This is a genomic window from Variovorax sp. YR752 (assembly GCF_943372545.1).
On the sequence record NZ_CALRZC010000021.1, the window covers coordinates 24199 to 50992 of the forward strand.

24 protein-coding genes are annotated in these 26794 nt (G+C 65.0%); 17 read left to right on the plus strand and 7 right to left on the minus strand.

What is annotated here, in order from left to right; translation table 11 throughout:
* Positions 1-39: 39 nt before the first annotated feature.
* Positions 40-954, minus strand: coding sequence for a LysR family transcriptional regulator (locus tag AAG801_RS07480; RefSeq protein WP_099795006.1), 915 nt, complete (start codon positions 952-954; stop codon positions 40-42).
* 155 nt (positions 955-1109) lie between these two features.
* Between AAG801_RS07480 and AAG801_RS07485 the strand changes: the two genes are divergently transcribed.
* The 12 genes from AAG801_RS07485 to AAG801_RS07540 all read left to right on the plus strand — a co-directional run bounded on the left by AAG801_RS07485 (position 1110) and on the right by AAG801_RS07540 (position 15746).
* Positions 1110-3245 (plus strand): 3-hydroxyacyl-CoA dehydrogenase NAD-binding domain-containing protein, encoded by a 2136-nt coding sequence (locus AAG801_RS07485; protein WP_341887827.1) that lies wholly within the window; start codon positions 1110-1112, stop codon positions 3243-3245.
* A gap of 31 nt (positions 3246-3276) precedes the next feature.
* Positions 3277-4467, plus strand: coding sequence for an acetyl-CoA C-acyltransferase (locus tag AAG801_RS07490; RefSeq protein ID WP_341887828.1), 1191 nt, complete (start codon positions 3277-3279; stop codon positions 4465-4467).
* A gap of 18 nt (positions 4468-4485) precedes the next feature.
* Positions 4486-5694, plus strand: a complete 1209-nt coding sequence (locus AAG801_RS07495) for an acyl-CoA dehydrogenase family protein (RefSeq protein WP_341887829.1) — start codon at positions 4486-4488, stop codon at positions 5692-5694.
* A gap of 11 nt (positions 5695-5705) precedes the next feature.
* Positions 5706-6848, plus strand: coding sequence for an acyl-CoA dehydrogenase family protein (locus tag AAG801_RS07500; RefSeq protein WP_341887830.1), 1143 nt, complete (start codon positions 5706-5708; stop codon positions 6846-6848).
* Positions 6845-7663 (plus strand): enoyl-CoA hydratase, encoded by an 819-nt coding sequence (locus tag AAG801_RS07505; RefSeq protein WP_341887831.1) that lies wholly within the window; start codon positions 6845-6847, stop codon positions 7661-7663. The genes AAG801_RS07500 and AAG801_RS07505 overlap by 4 nt, the downstream gene beginning before the upstream one ends.
* Before the next feature lie 62 nt (positions 7664-7725).
* On the plus strand, positions 7726-8934 hold the full coding sequence (locus tag AAG801_RS07510; RefSeq protein WP_153280714.1) for a CaiB/BaiF CoA-transferase family protein: 1209 nt from the start codon (positions 7726-7728) through the stop codon (positions 8932-8934).
* 44 nt (positions 8935-8978) lie between these two features.
* On the plus strand, positions 8979-9977 hold the full coding sequence (locus AAG801_RS07515) for a tripartite tricarboxylate transporter substrate binding protein (protein WP_341887832.1): 999 nt from the start codon (positions 8979-8981) through the stop codon (positions 9975-9977).
* A 55-nt stretch (positions 9978-10032) separates the two neighbouring features.
* Positions 10033-11985 (plus strand): acyl-CoA synthetase, encoded by a 1953-nt coding sequence (locus AAG801_RS07520; RefSeq protein WP_341887833.1) that lies wholly within the window; start codon positions 10033-10035, stop codon positions 11983-11985.
* A 53-nt stretch (positions 11986-12038) separates the two neighbouring features.
* On the plus strand, positions 12039-13037 hold the full coding sequence (locus AAG801_RS07525; protein ID WP_341887834.1) for a tripartite tricarboxylate transporter substrate binding protein: 999 nt from the start codon (positions 12039-12041) through the stop codon (positions 13035-13037).
* 37 nt (positions 13038-13074) lie between these two features.
* Positions 13075-13824 (plus strand): electron transfer flavoprotein subunit beta/FixA family protein, encoded by a 750-nt coding sequence (locus tag AAG801_RS07530; protein WP_341887835.1) that lies wholly within the window; start codon positions 13075-13077, stop codon positions 13822-13824.
* Positions 13825-13826: 2 nt separating this feature from the next.
* Positions 13827-14759 carry an FAD-binding protein gene (locus AAG801_RS07535; protein WP_341887836.1) on the plus strand — a complete coding sequence of 311 codons (933 nt, stop codon included), beginning with the start codon at positions 13827-13829 and terminating at the stop codon, positions 14757-14759.
* A gap of 15 nt (positions 14760-14774) precedes the next feature.
* A complete protein-coding gene (locus tag AAG801_RS07540) occupies positions 14775-15746 on the plus strand; it encodes a nitronate monooxygenase family protein (RefSeq protein WP_341887837.1) in 972 nt (323 codons plus the stop codon).
* Between the two features lie 1055 nt (positions 15747-16801).
* On the opposite strand, the gene AAG801_RS07545 is transcribed toward AAG801_RS07540, so the two are convergent.
* Complete coding sequence (locus AAG801_RS07545; RefSeq protein ID WP_341887838.1) at positions 16802-17752, minus strand: class I SAM-dependent methyltransferase; 951 nt, start codon at positions 17750-17752, stop codon at positions 16802-16804.
* Positions 17753-18577: 825 nt separating this feature from the next.
* On the opposite strand from AAG801_RS07545, the gene AAG801_RS07550 reads away from it, so the two are divergent.
* Positions 18578-18970, plus strand: coding sequence for a hypothetical protein (locus AAG801_RS07550; RefSeq protein WP_341887839.1), 393 nt, complete (start codon positions 18578-18580; stop codon positions 18968-18970).
* Between the two features lie 392 nt (positions 18971-19362).
* The gene (locus tag AAG801_RS07555; RefSeq protein WP_319359073.1) at positions 19363-19872 is read left to right on the plus strand and encodes a DUF1993 domain-containing protein; all 510 of its coding nucleotides are present in this window, start codon (positions 19363-19365) and stop codon (positions 19870-19872) included.
* Between the two features lie 273 nt (positions 19873-20145).
* Here the strand turns inward: AAG801_RS07555 and AAG801_RS07560 are convergent, their stop codons facing one another.
* Complete coding sequence (locus tag AAG801_RS07560; protein ID WP_101488608.1) at positions 20146-20709, minus strand: hypothetical protein; 564 nt, start codon at positions 20707-20709, stop codon at positions 20146-20148.
* A 459-nt stretch (positions 20710-21168) separates the two neighbouring features.
* On the opposite strand from AAG801_RS07560, the gene AAG801_RS07565 reads away from it, so the two are divergent.
* Positions 21169-22095, plus strand: coding sequence for an alpha/beta hydrolase-fold protein (locus AAG801_RS07565; RefSeq protein ID WP_341887840.1), 927 nt, complete (start codon positions 21169-21171; stop codon positions 22093-22095).
* A 335-nt stretch (positions 22096-22430) separates the two neighbouring features.
* On the opposite strand, the gene AAG801_RS07570 is transcribed toward AAG801_RS07565, so the two are convergent.
* Positions 22431-22685, minus strand: a complete 255-nt coding sequence (locus AAG801_RS07570; protein ID WP_159278616.1) for a hypothetical protein — start codon at positions 22683-22685, stop codon at positions 22431-22433.
* Positions 22686-22732: 47 nt separating this feature from the next.
* Positions 22733-23008: a glyoxalase superfamily protein gene (locus tag AAG801_RS07575; protein WP_341887841.1), complete on the minus strand. Its 276-nt coding sequence runs from the start codon at positions 23006-23008 to the stop codon at positions 22733-22735.
* Positions 23009-23386: 378 nt separating this feature from the next.
* On the opposite strand from AAG801_RS07575, the gene AAG801_RS07580 reads away from it, so the two are divergent.
* Positions 23387-23710, plus strand: a complete 324-nt coding sequence (locus AAG801_RS07580; protein ID WP_341887842.1) for a hypothetical protein — start codon at positions 23387-23389, stop codon at positions 23708-23710.
* A gap of 329 nt (positions 23711-24039) precedes the next feature.
* Here the strand turns inward: AAG801_RS07580 and AAG801_RS07585 are convergent, their stop codons facing one another.
* Positions 24040-24363 (minus strand): hypothetical protein, encoded by a 324-nt coding sequence (locus AAG801_RS07585; RefSeq protein WP_341887843.1) that lies wholly within the window; start codon positions 24361-24363, stop codon positions 24040-24042.
* A gap of 299 nt (positions 24364-24662) precedes the next feature.
* On the opposite strand from AAG801_RS07585, the gene AAG801_RS07590 reads away from it, so the two are divergent.
* Positions 24663-26129 carry a PLP-dependent aminotransferase family protein gene (locus AAG801_RS07590; protein WP_341887844.1) on the plus strand — a complete coding sequence of 489 codons (1467 nt, stop codon included), beginning with the start codon at positions 24663-24665 and terminating at the stop codon, positions 26127-26129.
* 79 nt (positions 26130-26208) lie between these two features.
* On the opposite strand, the gene AAG801_RS07595 is transcribed toward AAG801_RS07590, so the two are convergent.
* A complete protein-coding gene (locus AAG801_RS07595) occupies positions 26209-26691 on the minus strand; it encodes a GreA/GreB family elongation factor (RefSeq protein ID WP_062471040.1) in 483 nt (160 codons plus the stop codon).
* Between the last annotated feature and the right edge of the window lie 103 nt (positions 26692-26794).

Consider the following 26794-nt stretch of genomic DNA (forward strand, 5'->3'; position numbering starts at 1 on the left):
AGCGCAGCGGCCTCGATGCGGGCCGGCGAAAGAAGTCGTCTACCCCTGCGACTGAGCCTCGGCTTCCTCCGGCCGCACCCGCGCCAGAATGAAATCGATGAACGTCCGGATCGCCCGCGTGTGCTGGCGGTTCGGCATGTAGAGCATGAACATCTGGGTGCCGAAGATCGACAGGCGCCAGTCGTCCAGCGTGGTCACCACGTCGCCGCGGCGCACGTCTTCCTGCACCACGTAGTCGGGCACGAGGCCCACGCCCAGGCCCGCGAGGATGGCCTGGCGCAGGAATAAAAAATTCTCCGAGATCAGCGTCGGCTCCAGGATCACCTCGCGCCGAGTCTCGCCCTGGTAGGCCGAGATGCGCAGCTGCCTTCCGATGACGGCGGCCGTCACCACCGGCGTGGCGCGCAGCGCGTCGAGCTGCACGGGCAGCGGGTGGCGCTCGGCGTAGGCGCGCGTGGCGCAGGCCACATAGCGCACCGGGCCCATCTCGCGCGCCACGAGGTTCTGCGGCGGCTCGGGGATCACGCGGATGGCGATGTCGACCTCGTCGCGCAGCAGGTCTTCAATGCGGTTCTCGAACACCACGTCGAGCACGATGCCGGGGTACTGGCGCTTGAAGTCGATGAGCCAGTCGGCCATCACGAGCTGGCCGTAGCCGCTGGGCACGCTCAGGCGCACGCGGCCCTGCAGGCCCTCGCCCAGCGCGGTGACCGATTCGCGCGCCGCCAGCAGCTCGGTCTGGATGGCCACGCCGTGCTGGTACAGCCGCAGGCCGATCTCGGTGGGCTCGGCGCGGCGGGTGGTGCGCCGGATCAGCTGCGCACCCACTGAGCGCTCGAGCTGGTTCAGGTGGTAGCTGACGTTGGCGCGGGTCATCTTGAGCCGGCGGGCCGCCGCGCTCAGGTTGCCCGCGTCCAGGATTTCCACCAGCAGGGTGAGCGATTGCAGGTCCATGGGCGGATTGTGTCAAAAATTCTTTGACAGTCTGTCAACCACCTATGCAATTGTCAAAGCCGAGATACCGGCCAAGAATGCAGGGCTCCCCAGAGCCCCGGACCCCTCGGCTTCACGAGGGCCTGCCACGCAAGCAAGAGACAAGCGACACGCACATGGCCACCCCCACTCCCAGCCCTTCCACGTCCAACGGTCCCGTCACCTTCCAGCGTCAAGGCGACGTGTGTGTGGTGACCATCGACAACCCGCCCGTCAACGCCCTGGGCGTGGACGTGCGCCGCGGCCTGGCAGCCGCCATCGACGCGGCCGAGGCCGACAGCGGCGCCAAGGCGGTGCTGATCGTCGGTGCGGGCCGCAACTTCATCGCCGGCGCGGACATCCGCGAGTTCGGCCAGGCGCCGCAGCAGCCATCGCTGCCCGAGGTCTGCCTGAAGATCGAGAACTGCACCAAGCCGGTGGTCGCTGCCATCCACGGCGCCGCGCTCGGCGGCGGGCTGGAGATTGCGCTGTCGGCGCACTACCGCCTCGCCTCCCCCACCGCCAAGCTGGGCCTGCCCGAAGTGGCACTGGGCCTGCTGCCCGGCTCGGGTGGCACGCAGCGCGCACCGCGCCTGATCGGCGTGAAGCCCGCGCTCGAACTGATGCTCAGCGGCCGCCATGCGGGCGCCAAGGAAGCGCTGACGCTCGGCCTCGTCGACCGCCTCGGCACCGACGCCGATGCACGTACCGAAGGCCTCGCCTACGCACAGGAACTCGTCGCCGCCAGCGCCCCGGTGCGCCGCACGCGCGAAGCCGCCGGCCTGGCCGACAAGGACGCAGCCCGCGCCGCCCTCGACGCCGCGCGCGCCGACACCGCCAAGAAGAGCCGCGGCCTGTTCTCGCCGATGAAGATCATCGAAGCCGTCGAAGGCGCGCTCACGCTGCCCTTCGACGAAGGCATGGCGCTCGAACGCCAGCTCTTCCTGCAGTGCATCGACAGCCCGCAGCGCGCCGGCCTGATCCACGCTTTCTTCGCCGAGCGCGAAGTGCTGAAGGCGCCCGAGACCCGCTCGGCCAGCCCGCGCGCGCTCGCCTCGGCCGGCATCGTCGGCGGCGGCACCATGGGTGCGGGCATCGCCGTGGCCATGCTCGACGCGGGCCTGCCCGTGACCATGGTCGAGCGCGACGAGCCCAGCCTGGCGCGCGGCCGTGCGCACGTCGAGAAGGTGTACGACGGCCTCATCGCCAAGGGCCGCATGACCGCCGAAGCCAAGGCCGCCGTGATGGCGCGCTTCTCGGGCTCGACCAGCTACGACGCCTTCGCCAATGTCGACATCGTGGTCGAGGCCGTGTTCGAGGAGATGGGCGTCAAGAAGGCCGTGTTCGCCGAACTCGACCGCGTGTGCAAGAAGGGCGCCGTGCTCGCCACCAACACCTCGTACCTGGACATCGACGAGATCGCCGCCAGCATCTCGCGTCCGCAGGACGTGGTGGGCCTGCACTTCTTCTCGCCGGCCAACATCATGAAGCTGCTGGAGATCGTGGTGCCCGCCAAGGTGAGCGCCGACGTGGTCGCCACCGGCTTCGAACTTGCGAAGAAGCTCAAGAAGGTGCCCGTGCGCGCCGGCGTGTGCGACGGCTTCATCGGCAACCGCATCCTGGCCGTGTACCGCCAGGCCGCCGACCACATGATGGAAGACGGCGCCTCGCCCTACGAGATCGACGCGGCCGTGCGCAACTTCGGCTACCCGATGGGCCCGTTCCAGGTGTCCGACCTGGCCGGCGGCGACATCGGCTGGGCCACGCGCAAGCGCAAGGCCGCCACGCGCGACCCGCAGGCGCGCTACGTGCAGGTGGCCGACCGCATCTGCGAACGCGGCTGGTTCGGCCAGAAGACGCAGCGCGGCTACTACCTGTACCCCGAAGGCGCGCGCACCGGCGTGCCCGACCCCGAGGTGCTGGCCATCATCGACGCCGAGCGCGAGCGCGCCGGCATCACGCCGCGCAAATTCACCGAAGAAGAAATCATGCGCCGCTACATGGCCGCCATGGTCAACGAAGGCGCGAATGTCGTGCTCCAGCGCATCGCGCTGCGCCCGCTCGACGTGGACGTGACCTTCCTCTACGGCTACGGCTTCCCGCGCCACCGCGGCGGCCCCATGAAGTACGCCGACACCGTGGGCCTGCCCAAGGTGCTCGCCGACATCCGCGAGTTCGCCAAGGCCGACCCGATTTTCTGGAAGCCGTCGCCGCTGCTCGTGGAGCTGGTCGAACGCGGCGCCGATTTCGCCAGCCTGAATCAATCCGAGTAACCCGTAGCAAGAGCCCCCAGGAGACAAACCCATGCGTGAAGCCGTCATCGTTTCTACCGCCCGCACCCCCCTCACCAAGGCGCACCGCGGCGAATTCAACATCACCTCCGGCGCCACGCTGGCCTCGTTCGCGGTGAAGGCCGCGGTCGAGCGCTCGGGCCTGGACCCGGCCCTGATCGAGGACGCCATCCTCGGCTGCGGCTACCCCGAAGGCACCACCGGCCGCAACATCGCGCGCCAGTCGATCATCCGCTCGGGCCTGCCCATCAGCATCGCCGGCACCACCGTGAACCGCTTCTGCGCCTCGGGCCTGCAGGCCATTGCCATGGCCGCTGGCCGCATCGTCGTAGACGGCGCGCCGGCCATGATCGCGGGCGGCGTGGAAAGCATCTCGCAGATCCGTGGCCGCAGCCCCGGCGACGGTGGCGACCTCAGCCTCGATCCGTGGATCCTCGAGCACAAGCCCGAGCTGTACATGGCGATGATCGACACCGCCGACATCGTGGCCAAGCGCTACGGCATTACCCGCGAGGCACAGGACCGCTTCTCCGCCGAGAGCCAGCGCAAGACCGAAGAAGCGCAACTGGCCGGCCGCTACAAGGACGAGATCGTGGCCTGCACCACCACGATGGCCGTGACCGACAAGGACACCAAGGAAGTCACGCACCGCGAAGTCACCGCCACGGAAGACAACTGCAACCGCCGCGGCACCACCTACGAAGCGCTGGCCAAGCTCAAGCCGGTGATGGGCGAAGACAAGTTCATCACCGCCGGCAACGCCTCGCAGCTGTCCGACGGCGCCTCGGCCTGCGTGATGATGGAAGCCAAGGACGCCGAGCGCGCCAACCTGAAGCCGCTGGGCGCGTTCCGCGGCCTGGCACTGGCCGGCTGCGAGCCCGACGAGATGGGCATCGGCCCGGTCTTCGCCGTGCCCAAGCTGCTCGCGCGCCACGGCCTGAAGGTGCAGGACATCGACCTGTGGGAACTCAACGAAGCCTTCGCTTCGCAGTCGATCTACTGCCAGGAGAAGCTGGGCATTCCGTCGGAACGCCTGAACGTGAACGGCGGCGCGATCTCCATCGGCCACCCCTTCGGCATGACCGGCGCACGCCTCACGGGCCACGTGCTGCTCGAAGGCAAGCGCCGCGGCGCCAAGTACGCCGTGGTCACGATGTGCATCGCCGGCGGCATGGGCGCCGCTGGTCTGTTCGAAATCTATTGATTCATTGAGGAGTCCGCGATGGACCTGAACTTCACGACCGAAGAAGAAGCCTTCCGCAGCGAAGTGCGCACCTTCCTGGCGGACAAGCTGCCTGCGCGGCTGTCCGACAAGGTGCGCGGCGGCAAGATCCTGGAAAAGGCCGACATGCAGGAATGGCACGCCATCCTGAACGCACGCGGCTGGCTCGCCAACCACTGGCCCGAGCAGTACGGCGGCCCCGGCTGGACCGCGGTCGAGAAGTTCATCTTCGAACACGAATGCGCGCTGGCCTTCGCGCCGCGCATCGTGCCCTTCGGCGTCAACATGCTGGGCCCGGTGCTCATCAAGTACGGCAACGAAGCGCAGAAGCGCTACTGGCTGCCGCGCATCCTGAGCGGCGCCGACTGGTGGTGCCAGGGTTATTCGGAACCCGGCGCGGGCTCCGACCTGGCCGCGGTGAAGACCACGGCCGTGCGCGGCATCGATGCGCAGGGCGACCACTACATCGTGAACGGCCAGAAGACCTGGACCACGCTGGGCCAGCACGCCAACATGATCTTCTGCCTGGTGCGCACCAACCGCGAGGCGAAGAAGCAGGAAGGCATCAGCTTCCTGCTGGTCGACATGACCTCGCCCGGCGTGGAAGTGCGCCCGATCATCACGCTCGACGGCGAGCATGAAGTCAACGAGGTGTTCTTCTCCGACGTGCGCGTGCCCGCCGAGAACCTCGTGGGCGAAGAGAACAAGGGCTGGACCTGCGCCAAGTACCTGCTGACCTACGAACGCACCAACATCGCGGGCGTGGGCTTCTCGGTGGCCGCACTCGAACAGCTCAAGGGCATCGCCGCCTCGCAGACCAAGAACGGCAAGCCGCTCGCGGACGACCCGGCCTTCGCGGCACGCCTGGCGCGTGTCGAGATCGACCTGGAGAACATGAAGACGACGAACCTGCGCGTGATCGCGGCCGTGGCGGGCGGCGGCGTGCCGGGTGCGGAAAGCTCGATGCTGAAGATCCGCGGCACGGAAATTCGCCAGGAGATTTCGTCGCTGGCCCGCCGCGCCATGGGCGTCTATGGCCGCCCCTTTGTTGCAGAGGCATTGCAGGACGGCTTCACCGGCGAGACCTTCGGCCCGACCTATGCCAAGGCCGCCGCGTCGCGCTACTTCAACAACCGCAAGCTGTCGATCTTCGGCGGCTCGAACGAAATCCAGAAGAACATCATTTCAAAAATGATTCTGGGTCTTTAAAGGAAAACGGCATGAACTTCGCACACACCGAAGACCGGCGCATGCTCGCCGACAGCCTGAACCGCTTCATCGCCGAGCAGTACGCCTTCGATGCGCGCGACCGCATCGCGAAGTCTGAGCACGGCTTCAGCAAGGAAATCTTCCAGAACTTCGCCGAGCTCGGCGTGATCGGCGCGCTGTTCAGCGAGGCCGACGGCGGCTTCGGCGGCAGCGGCTTCGACATTGCCGTGGTCTTCGAAGCGCTGGGCCGCGGCCTCGTGGTCGAACCGCTGCTGGGCGCCGTGATGGTCGGCGAGGCGGTCAGCGCCGCCGGCAGCGATGCGCAGAAAGAGAAGATCGGCGACATCGTCAACGGCGTGACCGTGGCGGCCTTCGCACACGACGAAGCCGACACGCACTACGAACGCACGCGCGTGGCCACCAAGGCCGAACGCAGCGGCGACGGCTGGGTGCTCAAGGGCGCCAAGGCCGTGGTGCCGCAAGGCGAGCAGGCCGACCTGTTCCTCGTGTCGGCCCGCACCTCGGGCAACGTGGACGACGAAGCCGGCATCTCGCTCTTCCTCGTGCCCGCCAAGACCGCCGGCCTCACGGTGCGCGGCTGCCCCGCGATCGACGGGGGCCGCGTGGCCGAACTCACGCTCGACGGCGTGACGCTCGGCGCCGACGCGCTGCTGGGCGCTGAAGGCCAGGGCGCTGCGACGCTGGAACGCGCCATCGGCCGCGGTGTGCTCGCGCTGTGCGCCGAAGCACTGGGCGCGATGGAAGCCGCCAAGACCGCCACGCTCGAATACCTGCGCACGCGCAAGCAGTTCGGCATCCTCATCGGCAGCTTCCAGGCATTGCAGCACCGCATGGCCGACCTGCTGCTCGAGATCGAACAGGCCCGCTCGGCCGTGATCAACGCCGCAGCCGCCATCGACGGCAGCGACCGCGTGGCGCGCGAGCGTGCGCTGTCGGCCGCCAAGTTCAGCATCGGCCGCATCGGCGCGCTGGTGGCCGAAGAAAGCATCCAGATGCACGGCGGCATCGGCATGACCTGGGAGCTGCCGCTGCCCCACTACGCCAAGCGCCTCGTGATGATCGACCACCAACTCGGCGACGAAGACCACCACCTTCAGCGCTACATCACGCTCGGCAAGGAGCTGGCAGCATGAGCGACGCGAAGACCGTTCTCATCAGCCAGGAAGGCGCCGTCCGCATCCTGACCAACAGCAACCCGGCCGCGCGCAACGCGATCACGCCGACGCTGTACGCCGAACTCTCCGCCGCGCTCACCGACGCGCAGAACGACCCCGAGGTGGGCGCCATCGTCTTCACCGGCGCGGGCGACTTCTTCTGCTCGGGCGGTGACCTGAACCTGCTGGCCAAGCGCCGCGAACTGCCCGAGGCCGAACGCCGCGAGAAGCTCGAAGGCCTGCACGACCTGATCCGCGCGATCCGCGATTGCGGCAAGCCCGTGATCGCGGCGGTCGAAGGCGGCGCGGCCGGTGCCGGCCTGTCGATGGCGCTGGCCTGCGACATGCTCGTGTCGACGCGCGATGCGTTCTACACGGTGGCGTACATCAAGGTCGGCCTCACGCCTGATGGTGGCGCCACGGCCTTCCTCGCCGAGTTCGTCTCGCGCCAGGTGCTCACCGAGCTGTGCCTCACCGGCGACCGCCTGACGGCCGAGCGCCTGCATGCGATGGGCGCCGTGAACCGCCTGACCGACAAGGGCGGCGCGCTGGCCGAAGCCATCGCACTCGCGGCCAAGGTGGCCACAGGCCCGCAGCGCGCGAGCGCACGCATCAAGACGCTGTGCCGACAGGCCCATCGCGCAACGCTCGAGGAACAACTCGAGGCCGAAGCGGTCTACATGGTGACGTCGCAGGCCGACGCCGAAGCCGCCGAAGGCATCGGCGCCTTCCTCGGCAAGCGCAAGGCCGACTTCGTCGCGTTGCGCCGCTCGCCCAAGCCCGACGCGTCCTGACGCAACGCGCTCTCCCCTCGCGTGCAGATGCGGGGGTCTTTCGTTTTCCTGGAGTTGTTCCCATGCCCTCGCTGAATTCCTCGCTGCCGCTCGCCGGCGTGCGCGTCCTCGATCTGTCCCGCATCCTCGCCGGCCCCTGGTGCGGCATGGTGCTGGCCGACATGGGTGCCGAGGTGATCAAGGTCGAGCACCCGGGCCGCGGCGACGACACGCGCGACTGGGGCCTGCGCGTAGGCAAGACCGAGACCGCCTACTTCAACAGCGTGAACCGCAACAAGCGCTCCGTCACGCTCGACCTGCAGACGCCCGAAGGCCAGCAGATCGCGCGCGACCTCGCCAAGCAGTGCGACGTGGTGCTGCAGAACTTCAAGTTCGGCGGCATCGACAAGCTGGGCCTGGGCTACGAACAGCTGCGCAAGGAGAACCCGGGCCTCATCTACTGCTCGATCTCGGGCTACGACCGCACCGGCCCCGAGGCCGCACGCCCCGGCTACGACCTCGTGGTGCAGGGCGAGGCCGGCCTGATGGCGCTGAACGGCGAAGCCAACCAGCCGCCGCTGAAGTTCGGCGTGGCCGCCGTCGACCTGTTCACCGGCATGTACTCGGCGCAGGCCGTGCTGGCCGCGCTCTACCAGCGCGAGAAGACCGGCACCGGCCGCCACATCGAGATGGCGCTGTTCGACTGCGGCCTGATGATCACCGCCTACTACGGCCTCGAAGCGCTGCTGATGGGCGAAGACCCGCCGCGCTACGGCAACTCGCACCCGTCGATCGTGCCCTACGGCGTGTTCGACGCGGCCGACGGCCCGCTGGTGATCACCGTGGGCAACAACGCGCAGTTCTCGCGCTTCTGCACCGAGGTGATCGAGCGCCCCGACCTCGCGGCCGACGAGCGCTTCAAGACCAACATCCTGCGCTCGGCCAACCGCGCCGTGCTGCTGCCCGAGTTGCACGCCGAACTCGCGAAGCGCCCGCGCGCCGCGCTGCTCGAAAAGCTCAACGCCTCGGGCATCCCCTGCGGCGAGGTGCTGGGCCTGCTGGAGGCGCTGAACTCCAAGCGCGCGACCGACGCCGGCCTGGTGACCAAGCAGCCGCACCCGGTGGCCGGCGAAGTCGACGTGCTGGCGCCCCCTTACCGTTTCGATGGCGAGCGCCTGCCCGTGCGCAGCGCGCCGCCCACTTTGGGCGAAGGCACGCACGACGTGCTGAAGTCCCTGCTCGGCCTGTCGGATGAAAAGCTGGCAGCGCTGAAAACGAACGGCGTCGTCTGATTGCACACAGCGAAGACAACGCCCGCATCCCTGAAGAGAAGTCCATGGCCTTTCCGTTCCTTAGCTCCCCCCGTAATCCCATTCGCCGCGCCCTGATCGCGCTGGCCCTCCCCCTCCTGGCCGGCAGCGCCTTCGCCCAGGCCTGGCCGACCAAGCCCATCACGCTGGTCGTGCCCTTCCCGCCCGGCGGCCCGACCGACGTGGCTTCGCGCATCGTGGCGCAGAAGATGTCGCTGTCGCTCAAGCAGAACATCCTGGTCGACAACCGCAGCGGCGCCTCGGGCACCATCGGCGCGGCCTTTGCGGCCAAGGCCGCGCCCGACGGCTACACCTTCGTGATGCTGGCCACGCCGACGCTGCTGGCCTCGCACCTGTACGGCACCGTGCCCTACGACATCTTCAAGAACTTCACGCCCGTGGGCACGGTGTACGACCTGCCGATCGTGATGGTGGTGAACCCGAAGGCCCTGCCCGGCGTGAACGGCCTGCAGGACCTGATCGCCAAGGCCAAGGCCGACGGCGGCAAGCTCAACTACACGACCGCAGGTGCCGGCAGCTTCGGCCACCTGACGACCGAGCAGCTGAAGAACATCGGCAAGTTCGAGATGCAGCACGTGCCCTACCGCGGCAGCGCCCCGGCCGTGACCGACCTCATCGGCGGCCAGGTGCCCGCGATGTTCTCCGACCTCGTGGCCGTGATCCCGCACATCCGCGCCGGCACGCTGCGCCCGATCGCCGTGGGCTCCGGCAAGCGCGTGAGCCTGCTGCCCGACGTGAAGACCGTGGCCGAGCAGGGCTTCCCCGGTTTCGACGCCACCTCGTGGGGCGGGCTGCTGGCCCCGGCCGGCACGCCGCAGGCCGTGGTCGACCGCATGAGCGCCGAGCTGAAGAAGGCGCTGGCCGACAAGGAAGTCGGCGAGAAGCTGCAGAGCGTGGGCTCCTTCGCGGCCTACGGCACGCCGGAGCAGACCGCCACGCGCATGCGCCAGGACTTCGAGCGCTGGGGCAAGGTCATTCGCGACAACAAGATCACGAACCAGTAAGACACACGACGGGGCACCCCGTCCGCAGCCGGCCAGACGACCTCAAGGAGACACCATGACAACAGGCAACGACAAGAACAACAACAACGTCATCGGCACACCGTTCCGCCCCCGGTTTCCGGTGCGCGGGCTCGCCGACATCCGCGCGCTCGAAGCAACGCCGCTGGAAGAAGCGCTCACGGTGCGCAGCACCTACGAGCTCTTCCGCAATTCCGGCGCGGCCTTCGGCGACAAGACCGCGCTCACCTTTCTGCGCAGCGGCAACCCGGCGGATGAACCCATCCGCTGGTCGTATGCGCAGCTGCTCGCGGGCATCCACCAGACCGCCAACCTGCTGCACACGCTGGGCGTGGGGCCTCAGGATGCGGTCGCGGTGCTGCTGCCCGGTTGCCTCGAGTACCACCTGGCACTCTGGGGCGGCGAGGCAGCCGGCATCGTGCAGCCGCTGAACCCGCTGCTCACCGACGAGAAGCTGATCGCGCTGATGACCGCGGCGCGCGCCAAGGTGCTTATCGCGTACGGCTCGGACAGCGAATCGGGCATGTGGTCGAAGGCGATGCGCCTGCGCGGCCAGGTGCCCACGCTCACCACCGTGCTGCGCGTGGCGCCGCACGACGAAGCGCCGGGTTCCGCAGGTGCGTTGCCCGAAGGCGTGGCCGAGTTCGACGTGCTGCGCGCCGCACAACCTTCGGACCGCCTCGTGAGCGGCCGCGACATCGCCCCCACCGACATCGCCGCCTACTTCCACACCGGCGGCACCACGGGCGCGCCCAAGCTCGCGCGCCACAGCCACGGCGCGCAGGTGTTCACCGCCTGGGCCAGCGTGCAGCTCGCGGGCATGAACGAGCAGGGCATCTCGATCAACGGCTACCCGCTGTTCCATGTGGCGGGCGTGCTGCCGGCCTCGCTCTCGGCGCTGTCGGCGGGCGTGGAGGTGATCATTCCGACGCCCTCGCTGCTGCGCAACAAGGAGGTGCTGGCCAACTACTGGAAGCTGGTCGAGAAGTACCGCCCGACCTCGCTGTCGGCCGTGCCCACGGTGCTCGCCGCGCTGGCCAATGTGCCGCTGGACGGCGCCGACATCTCGTCCATCACCTACTGCCGCACGGGCGCCGCCGTGCTCGCGCCCGAGCTGGCCGCGCGCTTCGAGCGCCTGTTCGGCCTGCATGTGCACGAGAGCCTGGGCATGACCGAGATGGCCGGAATCTCGACCATCACGCCGCCCGGCGTGAACGGGCCCGCCGGCTGCGTCGGCTTTCGGCTGCCATATGCGCAGGTGCGCATCGTGGCGCTCGACGAGAACGGCAACGCGAGCGACCGCGAAGTGGCGCAAGGCGAGACCGGCATGGTGCTGTTCAAGTCGCCCAACGTGTTCTCGGGTTTTGTCGATCCGGCCGACAACGCCAAGGCCTTCACGGCCGACGGCTGGCTCGCGACCGGCGACCTGGGCTGGATGGACGCCGAAGAGCGGCTGCACCTCACGGGCCGTTCGAAAGACCTGATCATCCGCAGCGGCCACAACATCGACCCCAAGACCATCGAGGACGCGCTGGGCGCGCACCCGGCCGTGCAGCTGTGCGCCGCCGTGGGCGCCCCCGATGCCTACGCGGGCGAACTGCCCGTGATCTTCGCGACGCTGGTGCCCGGCGCCTCGGCCACCGAAGACGAGCTGCTGGCCTTCACTTCAGCACGCGTCGACGAAGCGCCCGCGCGGCCCAAGTGGGTGTCGGTGATCGCCACGATGCCGATGACCAACGTCGGCAAGATCTACAAGCCCGAGCTGCGCGCCATGGCCGCGCGGCAGGTGGTGGCGGCCACGGTCGCCGAGGTCTGCACGGCACTCGGTCTGAGCGATGCGGCTCAACCTGCGGTGACCACGGAAGGCGAAAGCCTCGTGCAGGTGCAGATCGACGCCGCCGCAGCAGGCACGCAAGCCGCGGCGCTGCAGGAGCGGCTGCAGAAGGCCCTGGAACCGCTGCCCTTCAAGACGCGCATCGCGCTGAAGTGACTCACCTGCTTCTTCTTCGACACGATTTTCTGAAACCGAACGGGAGACAAACCATGACCCATCAAGCCTCGACCCGCCGCGCCCTGCTGTGCGCTGCAGCCTCGACCGCCGCGCTGTTCGCGCTGGCCCCCGCGCATGCGCAGGCGCCCTACCCGAACAAGCCGATCCGCCTCGTCGTGCCCTTCCAGGCCGGCGGTGCGACCGACGTGCTGGCGCGCGTGCTGGGCCAGAAGATGGCGGCCAGCATGGGCCAGCCCATCGTGGTGGACAACAAGCCCGGCGCGGCCGGCATCATCGGCACCGACATGGTCGCCAAGGCCGCGCCCGACGGCTACACGATCGTTCTGTCGCTGAGCAACTCGCTCATGACCAACGAGTTCCTCTACGACAAGCTGCCCTACGACACGCAGCGCGACCTCACGCTGGTCTACCAGATCGCGATGGCGCCGCTGGTGCTGGTGGTGCACCCCAGCGTGCCCGCCAAGACCGGCCCCGAGCTGCTGAAGTACGTGGCCGCGAACAAGGGCAAGGTCGCCTACGGTTCGTACGGCGTGGGCGCCTACCCACACCTGGCCGGCGCGCACATGAGCCTCACGCAGCAGGCCGACATGAACCACGTCGCCTACAAGGGCGAGGCCCCGATGGTGCAAGACCTGATCGGCGGCCAGATCCAGATGGCCTACGCCAGCGCGCTCGCGGCCAAGCCGCACATCGACGCCGGCAAGCTCAAGGCCGTCGGCGTGACCGGCGAGCGCCGCATGAGCACGCTGCCCAACGTGCCCACGCTGGCCGAGCAAGGCCTGAAGGACGAGGCCTACCGCGTGACCGGCTGGCTCGCCATTGCCGCGCCGGCCAAGACGCCCAAGGCCATCGTCGACCGCATCGCCGACGAGGTGCGCAAGGCCACGCAGCAGCCCGACGTGCGCGAGCGCGTGGCGGCCATGGGCTTCGAGATCAAGGACAGCTCGCCCGAACTCTTTGCAGCAGCCTGGAAGCAGGAGCGTCCCGTGTGGGAGCGCCTCATCAAGCAGTCGGGCGCCAAGCTCGAGTAACCCCTTTCCCATTTTTTGTCATTCAAGAGGAACAGCCATGAAAGTTCTGGTGCCTGTCAAACGGGTCGTCGATTACAACGTGAAGGTGCGCGTCAAGAGCGACGGCACCGGGGTGGACATTGCCAACGTCAAGATGAGCATGAACCCCTTCGACGAAATCGCTGTCGAAGAGGCCGTGCGCTTGAAGGAAAAGGGCATCGTGACCGACGTCATCGCCGTGTCCTGCGGCGATGCCAAGTGCCAGGAAACCCTGCGCACCGCGATGGCCATCGGTGCTGACCGCGGCATCCTGGTCGAGACCACCGAAGAGCTGCAGCCGCTGGCCGTGGCCAAGCTGCTGAAGGCGCTGGTCGACAAGGAACAGCCCCAGCTGATCATCCTCGGCAAGCAAGCCATCGATGACGACGCGAATCAAACGGGCCAAATGCTGGCTGCACTCGCCGACCTGCCCCAAGCCACCTTCGCCTCGAAGGTCGAGCTCGCAGCCGACAAGGTCACCGTGGCACGCGAAGTCGACGGCGGCATGGAAACACTGACGCTCACGCTGCCCGCAGTCATCACGACCGACCTGCGCCTGAACGAGCCGCGCTATGTGACGCTGCCGAACATCATGAAGGCCAAGAAGAAGCAGCTGGACGTCTTCAAGCCCGAAGACCTGGGTGTGGACGTGAAGCCCCGCCTGAAGACCCTCAAGGTCAGCGAGCCGCCGAAGCGCGGTGCAGGCATCAAGGTGCCTGACGTCGCCACCCTGGTGGACAAGCTCAAGAACGAAGCGAAGGTGATCTGAACATGACCGCACTTGTTATTGCCGAACACGACCACGCGACCGTCAAGCCCGCGACCCTGAACACCGTGACCGCCGCGCTGGCCTGCGGTGGCGATGTCCACGTGCTGGTGGCCGGTGCCAATGCCGCCGAAGCCGGCAAGGCCGCCGCCCAGATCGCGGGCGTTGCCAAGGTCATCGTGGCCGACAGCCCCAGCCTCGCTGAAAACCTCGCCGAGAACGTTGCAGCGCAGGTCCTTGCGATCGCAGCGAACTACAGCCACATCCTGTTCCCCTCGACCGCCAACGGCAAGAACGTCGCCCCGCGCGTGGCCGCCAAGCTGGACGTGGCACAGATCTCCGACATCACCAAGGTCGACAGCCCGGACACGTTCGAGCGCCCGATCTACGCCGGCAACGCCATCGCCACTGTGCAGAGCACCGACGCCACCAAGGTGATCACGGTTCGCACGACCGGCTTCGATGCAGCCGCTGCCACCGGTGGCAGCGCAGCGATCGAAACGGCTGAAGGCGTCGCAGACAGCGGCAAGAGCAGCTTCGTGGGCCGTGAAGTCACGAAGAGCGAGCGTCCTGAACTCACCGCCGCCAAGATCATCGTCTCCGGTGGTCGTGCCTTGGGCAGCGCAGAGAAGTTCACCGAAGTGATGGCCCCGCTGGCCGACAAGCTCAACGCAGGCCTGGGCGCCAGCCGCGCAGCCGTCGACGCGGGCTACGCCCCGAACGACTGGCAAGTGGGCCAGACCGGCAAGATCGTCGCGCCGCAGCTGTACATCGCCGCGGGCATCTCGGGTGCGATCCAGCATCTGGCCGGCATGAAGGACTCGAAGGTCATCGTCGCGATCAACAAGGACGAAGAAGCGCCGATCTTCTCGGTGGCCGACTACGGCCTCGTGGCCGACCTGTTCACGGCGGTGCCGGAACTCGTGACGACGCTGTAAGCGGCTGCGACAACGATGAAGACCCGCATCACCGAACTGCTCGGCATCCGCTACCCCATCATCCAGGGCGGCATGCAATGGGTGGGCCGCGCCGAGCTGGCCGCGGCCGTGTCGAACGCCGGCGGCCTGGGCATCCTCACGGCGCTCACGCAGCCCACGCCCGACGACCTGCGCAACGAGATCGCGCGCACGCGCACGATGACCGACAAGCCCTTCGGCGTGAACCTCACGATCCTGCCGGCGGTGAAGCCGCCGCCGTACGCCGAGTACGTGCAGGCCATCATCGACAGCGGCGTGAAGATCGTGGAGACCGCGGGCAACAGCCCGAAGGACTTCATCGAGGCCCTGAAGCGCCACGACGTGAAGATCGTCCACAAGTGCACCTCGGTGCGCCACGCGCTCTCGGCCGAGCGCAACGGCGTCGACGCGGTGTCCGTGGACGGCTTCGAATGCGCGGGCCACCCCGGCGAGGACGACGTGCCCGGCCTCGTGCTGCTGCCGGTGGCGGCGCGCAAGCTGCGCATTCCGATCATCGCGTCGGGCGGCATCGCCGACGGCCGCGGCATGGCCGCCGCGCTGGCGCTCGGCGCCGAGGGCATCAACATGGGCACGCGCTTCTGCGTGACCAAAGAAGCGCCGATCCACGACAACATCAAGCAGGCGCTGGTGGCCGCGACCGAGCGCGACACCAAGCTGATGTTCCGCACGCTGCACAACACGGCGCGCGTGTTCCGCAACGCGATCTCCGAAGAAGTGGTGGCCACCGAACGCCGTCCGGGCGGCTGCGAGTTCGAGGACATCCGCCCGCTGGTGGCCGGCGCACGCGGCCGCGCGGCACTGGAGTCGGGCGAGGTGCACAACGGCGTGGTCTCGGCCGGCCAGTGCATCGGGCTGATCGACGACATCCCGACGTGTGCTGAATTGCTGGAGCGCATGGTGCGGGAGTGCCGTGAGCATCTGGACCGGGCTCGCAGCTGGATGAACTGAGGGCTTCAGGCTCTGCCGCGCTCCCGCCGACGGGGCGCCTTGCTCCGCGAATGTCCCCCGCCCTTCGGGCTCCTCCTTGATTTCGCTGCGCAAGGCACCCCATCGGCGTGAGCGTTCGGAGCCGCTTCGGACCGGCGCGGCACCGGGCCCACAAGGTCCGTGCTCGGCGCATCGCAGAAGCTGCATTTGTTGGCGCTCGCCGAGACTTCGTGCCGCATGAACCGGCCACTTCGCCGGGTTCTTCTCTAGAGTGAATGCCCCTGTCACTCGACACCCCACCAAGGGAAGAAGAAAGGCGCCACACCCCCCACCACCGAGATGTTTGAAGGCTGCTTGCCTCGCGGCAGGTCGTCGGTGCGTAAGCAGCGATGCAGATGCGAGGTATCAAAAGGCGACGGCCGAGGTGTTATCAGCACCCCGACCGTCTAACCAAGTTCGTGCACTACCCTCTAAAGGACCGCACAAAATGGCTACCAAGACTATAGCCCGGCCTCGCACGCCGGTAGCTTCCGAAGACAACGCCCAAGACCCGGCGGATCTTCTCGAAAACACCCTCTCGCAACTCGAAGCTCTTCTGTGGGTCTGCCACGGGGAAGATATCGACTGGTGCAGCGGTGACGGGCCTCGACAGCTGGACAACCTGCTCTGGCTTGCGGCTGAACTTTCTCGCAAGGCGGGGGAGCTGTTTCAGGTGAGCGAGAGGGCGCGACGAGGGGCGCCTGAGGCTGGCAGCTAGCGGATGGTCTGCGGGCTGCGTGTTTCGCGGCTCGCCCTGGTGAACAGGTTCTTTTGGGTGCGACGGCTGAAGCCCTTGTGATGGAGGGAATTCGGTTCGGTTGAGGTGCTTGTGGGGTTAGCCTCGGTGGCAACTATGCGCTCCATGCTGATCGTCGGCAGACGATGCGGGCATCCGCTTTGCAGCGATTGCCGTCGTTGGCGCCTGCGAGACGAATAGGTACTATCGGCCAGGACCAGTCATTCGACAGCTTGCTTCAATTCACACGAAGGCGCTCCATGGGGCCGTCCGCCCGTGGCGCTAATGCGTAGCGCCCCCTTCAGACCTCAGGTTGAACACCCGGCGGTGCCCGGTACACCAACACCTTCAACGACCGCCCGTCGGACACGTCGGGAAAGGTGCTTGGATTCGCCAATCTTTCCACGAAATCCAGCTCCGGCGCCAGTGCGCTCATTTGCTCCTGCAGGAATTTTGGTCCCAGTTCTGGGGCATTGAGGCATAGCAGGACAAGGCCGTCGGGCTCCAGCAGGTCAGGCAAGCGCTTAATCAGCCGGGCGTAGTCCTTGGTCGCAACGAAACTTCCCTTTTGATAGCTCGGTGGGTCAACGATGACCAGCCCGTAAGGGCCTCCGCGCGCGATTTTTCCCCACGAACTGAAAAGGTCATGAGGGAGGAAGCTCGCGCCGGCGAGCACGCCGTTGGCGCGGTGGTTCTGTTGCCCCACGGCCAGAGCGCTCTTGCTCATGTCCAGGTTGGTGACGTGCCGGGCCCCTGCCTGCAATGCGACCACCGAAAACGCGCAGGTGTAAGCAAACAGGTTGAGCACCTTGACGCGCGACCGGGCGTCTGGGCGCGCCTTCACAAACGCACGAACCCAGCGCCGTCCTTCGGCCATGTCGAGAAACAGCCCGTGGTTCTGGCCCCGGCCCACGTTAACGCGATAGCGAGCGCCCTCCTCGGTGACCCAATGCGGGTCGGGCACCGAACCGCCCATAAGTCGTGTGCTGCTCTGGCCTTCATGCCGGCACTGGAACACCCATTGCAGCGTTTCACCCGGTGCCAACTGTGACCAGCGACGCTCCAGTGCGGCGCCAATTGCAGCCAGTTCGCCGTCGGTCGCAGGCTTGAAGCTGGTCAACACCCAAACCGGCGGGAAAAAGTCGAGCGACAAGTGAGTGCACTCGGGATGAAGCCCACCGCGGCCGTGGAAGATGCGCTGCGCATCCACCGGTGCGGACATTGAAGCGATTGCGTCGAACAGGGGCTGCATAGGCATAGGCTCCAATTCTGACCGGATATCGCGGTGGTCCTGGCCAAGACTTCAATGGGCGAACTGGACCGCCAAGCCTCGGAAGAGGCCGGAAGCACCAGAAGCATGCTGATCACGAGCACACCTGCTCCGGCGACGAAATCCAACCAGCCGATTTCATCGCGAAGGAGCTGAGGGCGAGCCTTGCCGCCAGCCATCCTTCAACCAGCCAACGTGGACTGCGCATCGGCAAACGCCTCACTTCCATCGAGCCGCAGGACATTCACTTGCGAGAAGAGGCTCTCGACGACCGGCAACAGGTGTTCCTAGTGGCTGGGCGGGAACGCAGCCGCCGGCTGCAGCAGACCTAGCCGGCTGCGGCACCCTTCAAACAGGCCTCGCTCACATCCTGACCAGCACCAATACGGGTGGGGCGGTTCTGGGGTTGCGGATTTGCTTCTGACGGACCTGGCCGCCGGGACAGAAGCGGCCGAAGTCAGCACCTGGGGTACAACTTTGCGACGCGAGTCGCGGGGAAGTACGCAAGAAAATGCGCAAGCGCCCCGATAGCATGACGGTCGGCGGTCGGCCACAACCCGACATTCGACGCTACCTTCTGAACTCAACAACGATGAGCCAATCCCGCACCTTCGCGAACATCGACGCTCAGCAGCAGATCTAGCCATGAAGTGCAGTCAATGTTCGAGTGCCGTTGGAGTTTTCTCCCCGGAATGGCAGAGCCAACGTGAGCGGAGCGAGAAGACATGTCCGTCGTGCGGCGCTGTGGTTGAGCCTGTTTTCGGTGGAATCAAATTCGCCAAATGGCTCCTTGGATCGGGCGCAATCGTGGCGGCCATCACGTTCGCTGTGAGTACGTCGCCGGTCTTGGCTGTGCTTAACGGATTCTTCATTGGGGTTTGCGTTGCGCTTCTTCCGAGCATTGAACTACGGCCACGCAAGCACTTCGATTCGGGCATTCGTTATGTACTGAATCGCCCGGTCAACCTCCCGGACTGGCTCGGGCTTGCCGCCAAAGCGACTTGGGCCGTTTGTTACAAGCTGCTTTTGCTTGTCGTTATTGCATTGAGTGTTCCGCCTCCATGGTCCGGAATATTTCTCGTCGTCTTCGGCGCCTCTGGCGTCATGTCGTGGCCGTCGTTCCTTGGCGCGTCGAAGGCCGCGAAGCTCGGCGCAGCTTGTCAATTCGTGGCGGGTCTTGCGCTTCTTATTCGGGGTTGAAAAGGCGCGCACAAACGGCAGCTTTGGAGGATCCAGAAAGTCGGCTTTGGGCCCGATGCGGTCCTTCGATGCGAGAGGTCGACCGACTGCTTTGCAGCGGAAACCGACTTCAACGTCGGCGCAACCAACATCTGCCATCAGTCTGAAGCGCGCATACCACGATGGGCGGCTACGCAGCGATCGCGGCCTGTCGTGCGTCTGCAATTGACGTCCGCTTCTTGCCAGTGAACTGCCCTTCAACGCGGCTGCTCCGACTACCAGCGGGAAGAAAAGCTGGCCACAAAAACCGGGGCGATTCAGTTCGCCCTGTGCTGTTAGCCTTGCATGGTCGGCAGGGCCTCTGCCACGCCAACTCCGGCCATCGTGCCCAAAATTTTAGAAGTGAACTCACCATGACCAGCCCGCTGTACAACGCCTCCGTTCCCGTCATGCAGCAGATGCTGCGCGCCCTGTCCGACGTGCTCAAGAAGGCCGAAGACCAGGCGACGCAGAAAAATATCGATCCCAATGCGCTGCTGCAGGCGCGGCTGTTCCCTGACATGTTTCCGCTACTGCGTCAGGTACAGATCGCCGCAGACTTCTCCAAGGGCATTGCCTCCCGCCTGGCGGGTGCCGAGGTGCCGTCCTGGCCCGACACCGAGGTCAGCTTCGCCGACCTGCAAGCGTTGATCGCCAAAGCTTTGGCCCATATCGGCTCCTTCAAGCCTGAGCAATTCGATTCAAGCGAGAGCCGCGAGATCGTGTTGCGCCCCGGCACCCCCAAGGAAAAGAAGCTGACCGCAAGCGCATACCTTCTGCACTATGGACTGCCGCAGTTTTTCTTCCACGTGACCACCACCTATGCCATCTTGCGTCACAACGGCATGGAGATCGGCAAGCGCGACTACATGGGTGCCTACTGACCCAAGACAGACAGGCGTTCAGCCACTCTGGCCACTGCCGCTCGATAGCAACTAGAGCCTCCGCGTTCGACGTTGGTCTGCTGATGGCGGCTATGCAGCGGTTGCCGACGTCGCACTCGGCCCCCCCGATGTCTGCACAGAGGCCGATCTCCAACCGCCAGAGTTGCGCGAGACGCGGTCATCCGGACATGAGGCGAACGGGCAAGCTCTCGACTCTGTCCCCTTGAAGGCGCCGCACTAGCGCCTGGGCCTGCCTGCACTCGAACGCGGCGTTCAACGGCCGGCGTACGGCAGCGACGAGTGATGCACGACGATGCGCAGCTTGCCGGCACCGTCCTTCACGAAAGTCCAGGTCTTGTCGACCGTGGTGACCTTGCCGTCCGGGTCGGTGAACAGCACGTTACCCAGCGTGCTGGCCACGTCGCCGTGGATGAGCACGGCACTGTTGGCAATCTCGCATTTGGTCCAGCCCTTCAGGGCGAAGCCGGTGTCGTTGGGAAAGGCAGGGTTGCCGCCCACGAAGTACGCCAGCGCGCCGTCGCGAGCGGTGCGGAAGGTCTGCGGCGATGTCGTGAGCGTCGGCTTGAACAGCACTGCGCCCAGCTGGTAGGCGTAGGCGCTGTCGATGACCTTCTCGGCCAGCGCCCTGGCGGCCGGCTGCCCTGCGCTGGAATTCGCAGCGCTGATGTCGACCAGCGCCTTGCACCAGGCCTGCTGGGCCCCCAGGACTTCCGCTTCCGTGATGCTCCGGTCGACGACTTTCTCCTTGGCGGCGGCCGGCAAGATTGCCCCTGCGATCAGGAGGCTGGCGATGGCGCTGGGAATGAATTTTTTCATTTGGGTCTCCAATTGAAGTAGTTGGATACCGGAGCGGCCGGGTGGGTCGAGCCGAGACCCAAAGTGCATCAATACGACATGCACAAGGCATGATGCGCCGGCTGATTTGCTCTGAGTAAAAGATGCAAATGAAATGAATGGTTGTGCATTCGCGAGATAGCCAGGCGTGCAGGCCTGTCTCGCAACAGTCTGAAGCGGGTGCACACGAAGGACGGCGATGCAGCGGGTGCCGACATCTTCTGGCCTCGCGCGAATGAGTGCTATCGGCCAGAACCGGACCTTCGCTCACGCCGCCCAGTTCGCGAACACCCTAAGGTCACCAAGGGCCAACAATCGTCCGTTTTTTTGCGCCGGAACGATTCGGTCACAAGCAGACACTCAACATGGGACAGGTGTCGAACGAAAGCCATCCTCTCGGTCTGCACCAGAATTTCCCCCGATCTGCGAAGACCTCATCACATGCAACAACGTTTTCTGAATGCCTTGCTGGTTGCCCTCATCGCCAGCTTCGGCATCTCTGGCGATCCGGCACGCGCCCAGGCCCAAACGACGCCCAAGGTGCAGCCCGGCGAGGGGCGGCCTTACGAGATTGTCGACAGCGAGGTATGGGACGTGCCCGATCCGGTTTCAGGCCGCGGCTACCAAGTCTTCATTGCTTTGCCGCCGTCCTATGCGAAGCAGCCGCGGCAGCGCTACCCCGTGCTGTATGTGACTGACGCCGACTACGCTTTCCCGATCGTCCGGCAGTTGGGGCGCCGCCTGAACGTTGAAGGGCCTCAGATCGAGGAATTCATCCTCGTCGGTCTGTCTTACGCAAAGGGCGAGGACGGCGCGGTCAGCCGCCAGCGCGACTACACACCGACACCGAACGGCCCAAGCACCGCGCCAGCCAAGGCGGTCCACGGTCAGGCGCGCGCCTATCAAGAATATCTGCGCAACCAGGTAAAGCCGTTCATCGCCGCTCGCTACCGGGCCGACCCGGCCAGAGCAATCTTTCTCGGTCACTCCTACGGCGCCCTGCTTGGGATGCAGATCCTTTTCACCGAGCCCGGCTTGTTCAACGGCTATATCCTCGGCAGCCCATCTCTCTGGTACGACAAGCGACATGCCTTGAAGCTCGAAGCGAGCTACGCCAAACAGAACCGGGACCTGAAGGCGAATGTCTATCTTTATGTCGGCGCCTATGAGGCGCTGCGCAAAGGTGTTCGGCGCTACAACCAGACGGTAGACATGGTTGCCGACAACCAGGCGATGGAGACGACGCTACAGAGCAGAAAGTACCCAAGCTTGAAGCTGAAGTCAGCGGTCCTGAACGACGAGGACCATCTCACCGTCGCGCCGCGTGGCTTTACGCAGGGCATGAAGTATCTGCTCTCGGCGCACTGACAAATTGCAGCGAACAGACAACTCGTCAATTCTTTGTGAGTGCGTATGTAGGAAGGAGTGAAACTGCAGTCTCACACCCTCTTTCTGTGAATCAGCGGAAGCCCGGCTTCGGACAGAAGCAGTCATTCGGCGTCGCAACGCAGTCGCTTGCGAGTTGACCAGGAGAACTACGCCGCACTGACAGCCGGCAACGGGCTCGTCACCACCTCGACCCTTCGAGGTCCGCGGGCCATCTTCAAGCCGGAATCTCGCGCTCCAGCCGACATAGGAAAGATCGCGCCACTTTTACACCTCGGCAACGCGCACGCAGGTCGCCAGGCGCGTAGACGACGCATTCATCGCTCAGGGCCTCTTGCACTGATCAGATCGCGCACGGCAATGGCCATCACCAAAAGCGCCAAGCCGGCGGCGGTCAGGGTTGCCGCCGCGTAGAAGCTGATCAGGGCCCAGTAAAGGACAGGCTGCTCGACGGCAAGGATGTCAGGTCCTTTGCGATTGTTGAGCACCCCGGTGCGCACGCTTTCCACCACTTCGATCGCTCCAATAAGGCACCCCCAGCCGATCAACGTCGCGACGGCGAGGGCTGCCATCGACTGTAGCCACGGCCGTCGGCGGTTCGGGGCATTCGGACGGCCCGTCACGTGCTCACTGCGTTGGCAAACGTCGACCGATTCCCGAAGGAATGCCGAACTGTCACCTCACGCGTGCCCCACCCCGTGTCCTCGATGCCAGGACACGCATGGCCGCACTGCTTGGCTGCCATCCCGGCATGAAAGCCATCGATTCCGTTGCATGCAATGCGCAGAACTGCACCGCGGCAGGTGCCGCTGTGTTCGGCCAAGTGCTGCACACGGCCTTCGCGCGACACCTGGAGGTACGGTGGCAGCATAGGCCCAAAGCGATGTTGCTCCACAAGCGTTGTTTCCTTTTAGTTAATCTCATGTGCGCGGACTCATCAGACGCACGTTGTGCGTCTCCGGATTATCGAAGGGCCCATATTCACAATGAAGTACATGAATCGACACTGGGCCCCAACCGAAATCCGTAGGAATTTTTGATGGTGGGACGGGGATTCACACATCCTAAATGGGCCTTTTCCATTGCCTCGGGGGGTGTGTCAATCCATTCCAGCTCTAGCTTTCATGATCGCGCGAAATTGTCGAGAGCAGCGCCCTTTGCGATGGCAAGGCGACCGGCTGCAGTCGGCCAAGAGCGGAAGTTCGTCGGCGCCTCTCAGCTTTCCAGACGGGGCGCGCCTGCTTCCCGCCGCCTTCAATACAGTGAACCGAAAATGACGCCTGAAGAGAGCCAAGCCAATCAGTCGATTCTCGACGGCGTGGAAGCCGTCGGTGGCGGCTACGTATGGGACGCGGAGGTCTTTGCGGTCACTCTTATGGATGTATCTTTGGCGGACGATAAGGTCATTCCGCTTTGCGGTCTGCGAGGCATCCAGCAAATTGCGCTCGACGCCTCGCGGCTCTCCATTGCGACCATCGCGGCATTGGCAGGCATCACCGGGTTGCAGTCGCTTGTGCTCGCGCGACGCACCTTCACCGAGAGTCAGCGGAACGAGCTCAGTCGATTGGGGCCTCAGATTGTTGAGGTCGATGACTAGGGCTCGTTGCGGCCACAAGCAGCCACTCGGCGGGCTCATCGAATATGAAAATCGAAGATGGCCAGATCGAGTTCCGGCGCCGCCTCAAGGCTGCTGGCAAGAAGGCCACCGGCCTGATGCCCGGCACCAACGCAGGTTGGCGCAGGAGCAGAGACTATGCAGCTAGGCGATCACTTGACCTGAATTCTGGGCGAGAGCTTTGCCATCGGCGAGCTCGCCTCGCACGTCGGCATGCCAGCCAAATACCGCGCCATCGTGTCGATGTCCGTCTCTGAAAGGGTCGTGCCGTTGGTCGCACCGTATCCGGGCTATCGACCGAAAACTTCCAATCACTGCATGGCCAGGTCCAGACCCATCCAATTGCAAAATTCAAAGGTGAGGAAGAGCACGAGGAACGCAGAAGCGACGAACGCCCCGCCCACCTTGATGGATGTCAGTACCACTGCAGCTGTCTTTTGATTCTTGTCCTTCTGTCCCCGTTCGTAATGCCACTTGACGGCTAAATACATGCCCACGCTGAGCACGAGAACTTTGAAAATAACAAAAGAGATAGGGATTGAATTCATGATTGAAGGGATATCAATGGTGACAGACGGCGAAGTGCCCGAGTGCGGCGAGTAGCTCGATAGACCGATGAAGAAACGGAAATTCAATCAATCAATCAATCAATCAATCTAACGAAACGGTTGCGGTGAGCTAAATGGGCGTCCGCAAGGCGCGTCGAAAGGCACGCAAGACATGGGTCGAAAGGCGGAGCAGTCTGCCTGCACCACAGAAGCACTCTCATCGTGCTGTCGAGTGTTCATCTTCCAGGCTGATACGTACAGAACCAGATCAGCTGAAAATTTTCGTATCAGATGCAAGGAGGCCGATAGTCGCGCCGGGGCAGGCCGACGTCTGATATGACAATCTCGGGATCGGTCCAGAACGACCGTATCAGAAAGAGATGCCCATGAACCGCTACGAGAAGCTTGCCGACAACATCGCTCAGCGTATTCGCGCGGGTAGCCTGAAGGCGAACGATCGCCTTCCCTCCGTGCGCGAACTGAAGTCGCAAATGGGCATCAGTGCGTCCACCGTGTTCTCTGCTTACTACCTGCTGGAGGCGCAAGGGCTTGTCGAAGCTCGGCAGCGGTCGGGATACTTCGTTCGAGCGGGCGCGGAAATGCCGGCCAACGAACTCGCCGCCAGCGAGCCTGTCCTGCGGTCCATGTCGGTCGACGTCTCGTCGCTTGTCTTTCAGGTCCTTGCGCAGGCTCGCGAGCGCGATATGGTCCCGCTCGGCTCGGCCTTTCCGTCGCCAGAGTTGTTTCCCTTCGAGCAACTTGCCGCCGGCCTGACGCGAGCGCTCAAGCGGATGGATCCTTGGCAAACCGTCGAAGATTTGTCTCCAGGAAACGCCCAATTGCGCCATCAGATCTCCCTGCGTTACGGCAGCGTCGGGATGGATGTTCCTGCATCTGAACTGGTCATCACCAGCGGGGCGATGGAAGCCCTCAATCTTGCGCTCGAATCGGTGACGCAGCCAGGCGACCTCGTGGCGATCGAAACGCCAACCTTTTATGGTGCGTTGCAGGCACTGGAGCGGCGCGGTCTTCGCGCGGTCGAGGTTGAGACGCACCCGCGAACAGGCGTAGATCTCGACTCTCTTGCTCGCGTGATCGACCAGCATCCGGTGAAGGCCTGCTGGTTCATGCCGACCTTCCAGAATCCAATGGGCTGCACCATGAGCGACGCAGCCAAAGAGCAACTGGTCAGCATGCTCGCCACTCGCGCCATACCGCTGATCGAAGACGACGTGTACGGCGAGCTCGCGCATGGGGATCGGAGACCGCCGCCAGCCAAGGCCTGGGACCGGGCTGGCTGGGTGCTGCACTGCAGTTCTTTCTCGAAATCCCTGGCACCCGGATATCGCATCGGTTGGGTAGCGGGCGGTCGCTTTGCAGCCACTTTGGGTCGCAACAAGTTGATGAGCTCGCTGGCGACGGCACTCCCTTCGCAACTGGCGTTGCAGGAGTACCTGCAACACAAGAGTTTCGATCGTCACCTGCGCGCCCTGCGGCATTCGCTCAGCCGCCAGCAGGCTGCATGCTTGCGATTTATCGATCGATACTTTCCGACTGGAACGCGGGTCACGCGCCCCGAGGGTGGCTATTTCCTGTGGCTCGCGCTGCCAGAAGGTGTCGACTCGCTCGCACTGCACCAGGACGCTCTTCGGCTCGGCATAGGCGTAGCGCCGGGCCATCTGTTTTCAGCCGACCGCCGATACACCCGGCACCTGCGCATCAACTACGGGTATCTCGGCGACCCGCGCTTGGAAGGGGCTATCAGGAGTCTTGGAGATCTCGCCAACGCGCAGCTGAAATCTACAACTGGGAAATCGGAGCCAATCTTCGAGCAACGTTCGTCGAGACCCTAGTTAGCGTCAACGCAGGTCGAGGTCCGCCGCCTTCGACTGACTCTCAACGTCACGCGCGCCGCTTCTGTCCAGTCGCGGCTTAAAGAACCCGCAGCACCTCAAACTGCTGTCGGATTGGAGCGACCTGTATCGACACCTCATCACCCTCGCATTTGCCCAGCATTGCCCTGCCCAAAGGGGCTTCGCTGCTGATGACCTGAACAAGCTGAGTGCCGCTGACCAACGTCATGCTGCCCCCATCCGGGCCGAGAAAGAGCTGTTGCTGCTTGTCGTCGGAATCGACCAGGCAGACCAGCGCGCCGAGCCGTATTCCTATGCTGGCGTCGTAGGGACGCGGGCGGAATTGGCGCCAATTGGCCATCGCCTGGCGTATGGCTTCGGCGCGCCGAGCTTGGCCGGTAGCCAGGTAGGCGGCTTCGAGTCCCAATGTGTCGTATTTGTTTTCGGCGATGTTCTCTTCGTGAGTCGCCGTCTCATGGGCTGCCCGCACGGCCTGTTCGGCTTGCAGCAGGTCTTCGGCGAGCCGTTCCAGCACCTGCTGTTGCAGCAAGAATTTATCCATGACGAAAGGTCGGTATCTCGAACAAGCGGGGGGCGGGTTTTGATTATGAAGGGCTCCAGAAGCCTTCGACGCTTCTGTTGGCTGCAGGTTAACTTCAGCGATG

Coding starts and splice junctions, on each gene's coding strand:
- AAG801_RS07480 (WP_099795006.1), bottom strand. CDS start 954: ATGGACCTGCAATCGCTCACCCTGCTGGTGGAAATCCTGGACGCGGGC.
- AAG801_RS07485 (WP_341887827.1), top strand. CDS start 1,110: ATGGCCACCCCCACTCCCAGCCCTTCCACGTCCAACGGTCCCGTCACC.
- AAG801_RS07490 (WP_341887828.1), top strand. CDS start 3,277: ATGCGTGAAGCCGTCATCGTTTCTACCGCCCGCACCCCCCTCACCAAG.
- AAG801_RS07495 (WP_341887829.1), top strand. CDS start 4,486: ATGGACCTGAACTTCACGACCGAAGAAGAAGCCTTCCGCAGCGAAGTG.
- AAG801_RS07500 (WP_341887830.1), top strand. CDS start 5,706: ATGAACTTCGCACACACCGAAGACCGGCGCATGCTCGCCGACAGCCTG.
- AAG801_RS07505 (WP_341887831.1), top strand. CDS start 6,845: ATGAGCGACGCGAAGACCGTTCTCATCAGCCAGGAAGGCGCCGTCCGC.
- AAG801_RS07510 (WP_153280714.1), top strand. CDS start 7,726: ATGCCCTCGCTGAATTCCTCGCTGCCGCTCGCCGGCGTGCGCGTCCTC.
- AAG801_RS07515 (WP_341887832.1), top strand. CDS start 8,979: ATGGCCTTTCCGTTCCTTAGCTCCCCCCGTAATCCCATTCGCCGCGCC.
- AAG801_RS07520 (WP_341887833.1), top strand. CDS start 10,033: ATGACAACAGGCAACGACAAGAACAACAACAACGTCATCGGCACACCG.
- AAG801_RS07525 (WP_341887834.1), top strand. CDS start 12,039: ATGACCCATCAAGCCTCGACCCGCCGCGCCCTGCTGTGCGCTGCAGCC.
- AAG801_RS07530 (WP_341887835.1), top strand. CDS start 13,075: ATGAAAGTTCTGGTGCCTGTCAAACGGGTCGTCGATTACAACGTGAAG.
- AAG801_RS07535 (WP_341887836.1), top strand. CDS start 13,827: ATGACCGCACTTGTTATTGCCGAACACGACCACGCGACCGTCAAGCCC.
- AAG801_RS07540 (WP_341887837.1), top strand. CDS start 14,775: ATGAAGACCCGCATCACCGAACTGCTCGGCATCCGCTACCCCATCATC.
- AAG801_RS07545 (WP_341887838.1), bottom strand. CDS start 17,752: ATGCAGCCCCTGTTCGACGCAATCGCTTCAATGTCCGCACCGGTGGAT.
- AAG801_RS07555 (WP_319359073.1), top strand. CDS start 19,363: ATGACCAGCCCGCTGTACAACGCCTCCGTTCCCGTCATGCAGCAGATG.
- AAG801_RS07560 (WP_101488608.1), bottom strand. CDS start 20,709: ATGAAAAAATTCATTCCCAGCGCCATCGCCAGCCTCCTGATCGCAGGG.
- AAG801_RS07565 (WP_341887840.1), top strand. CDS start 21,169: ATGCAACAACGTTTTCTGAATGCCTTGCTGGTTGCCCTCATCGCCAGC.
- AAG801_RS07570 (WP_159278616.1), bottom strand. CDS start 22,685: ATGGCAGCCCTCGCCGTCGCGACGTTGATCGGCTGGGGGTGCCTTATT.
- AAG801_RS07580 (WP_341887842.1), top strand. CDS start 23,387: ATGACGCCTGAAGAGAGCCAAGCCAATCAGTCGATTCTCGACGGCGTG.
- AAG801_RS07590 (WP_341887844.1), top strand. CDS start 24,663: ATGAACCGCTACGAGAAGCTTGCCGACAACATCGCTCAGCGTATTCGC.
- AAG801_RS07595 (WP_062471040.1), bottom strand. CDS start 26,691: ATGGATAAATTCTTGCTGCAACAGCAGGTGCTGGAACGGCTCGCCGAA.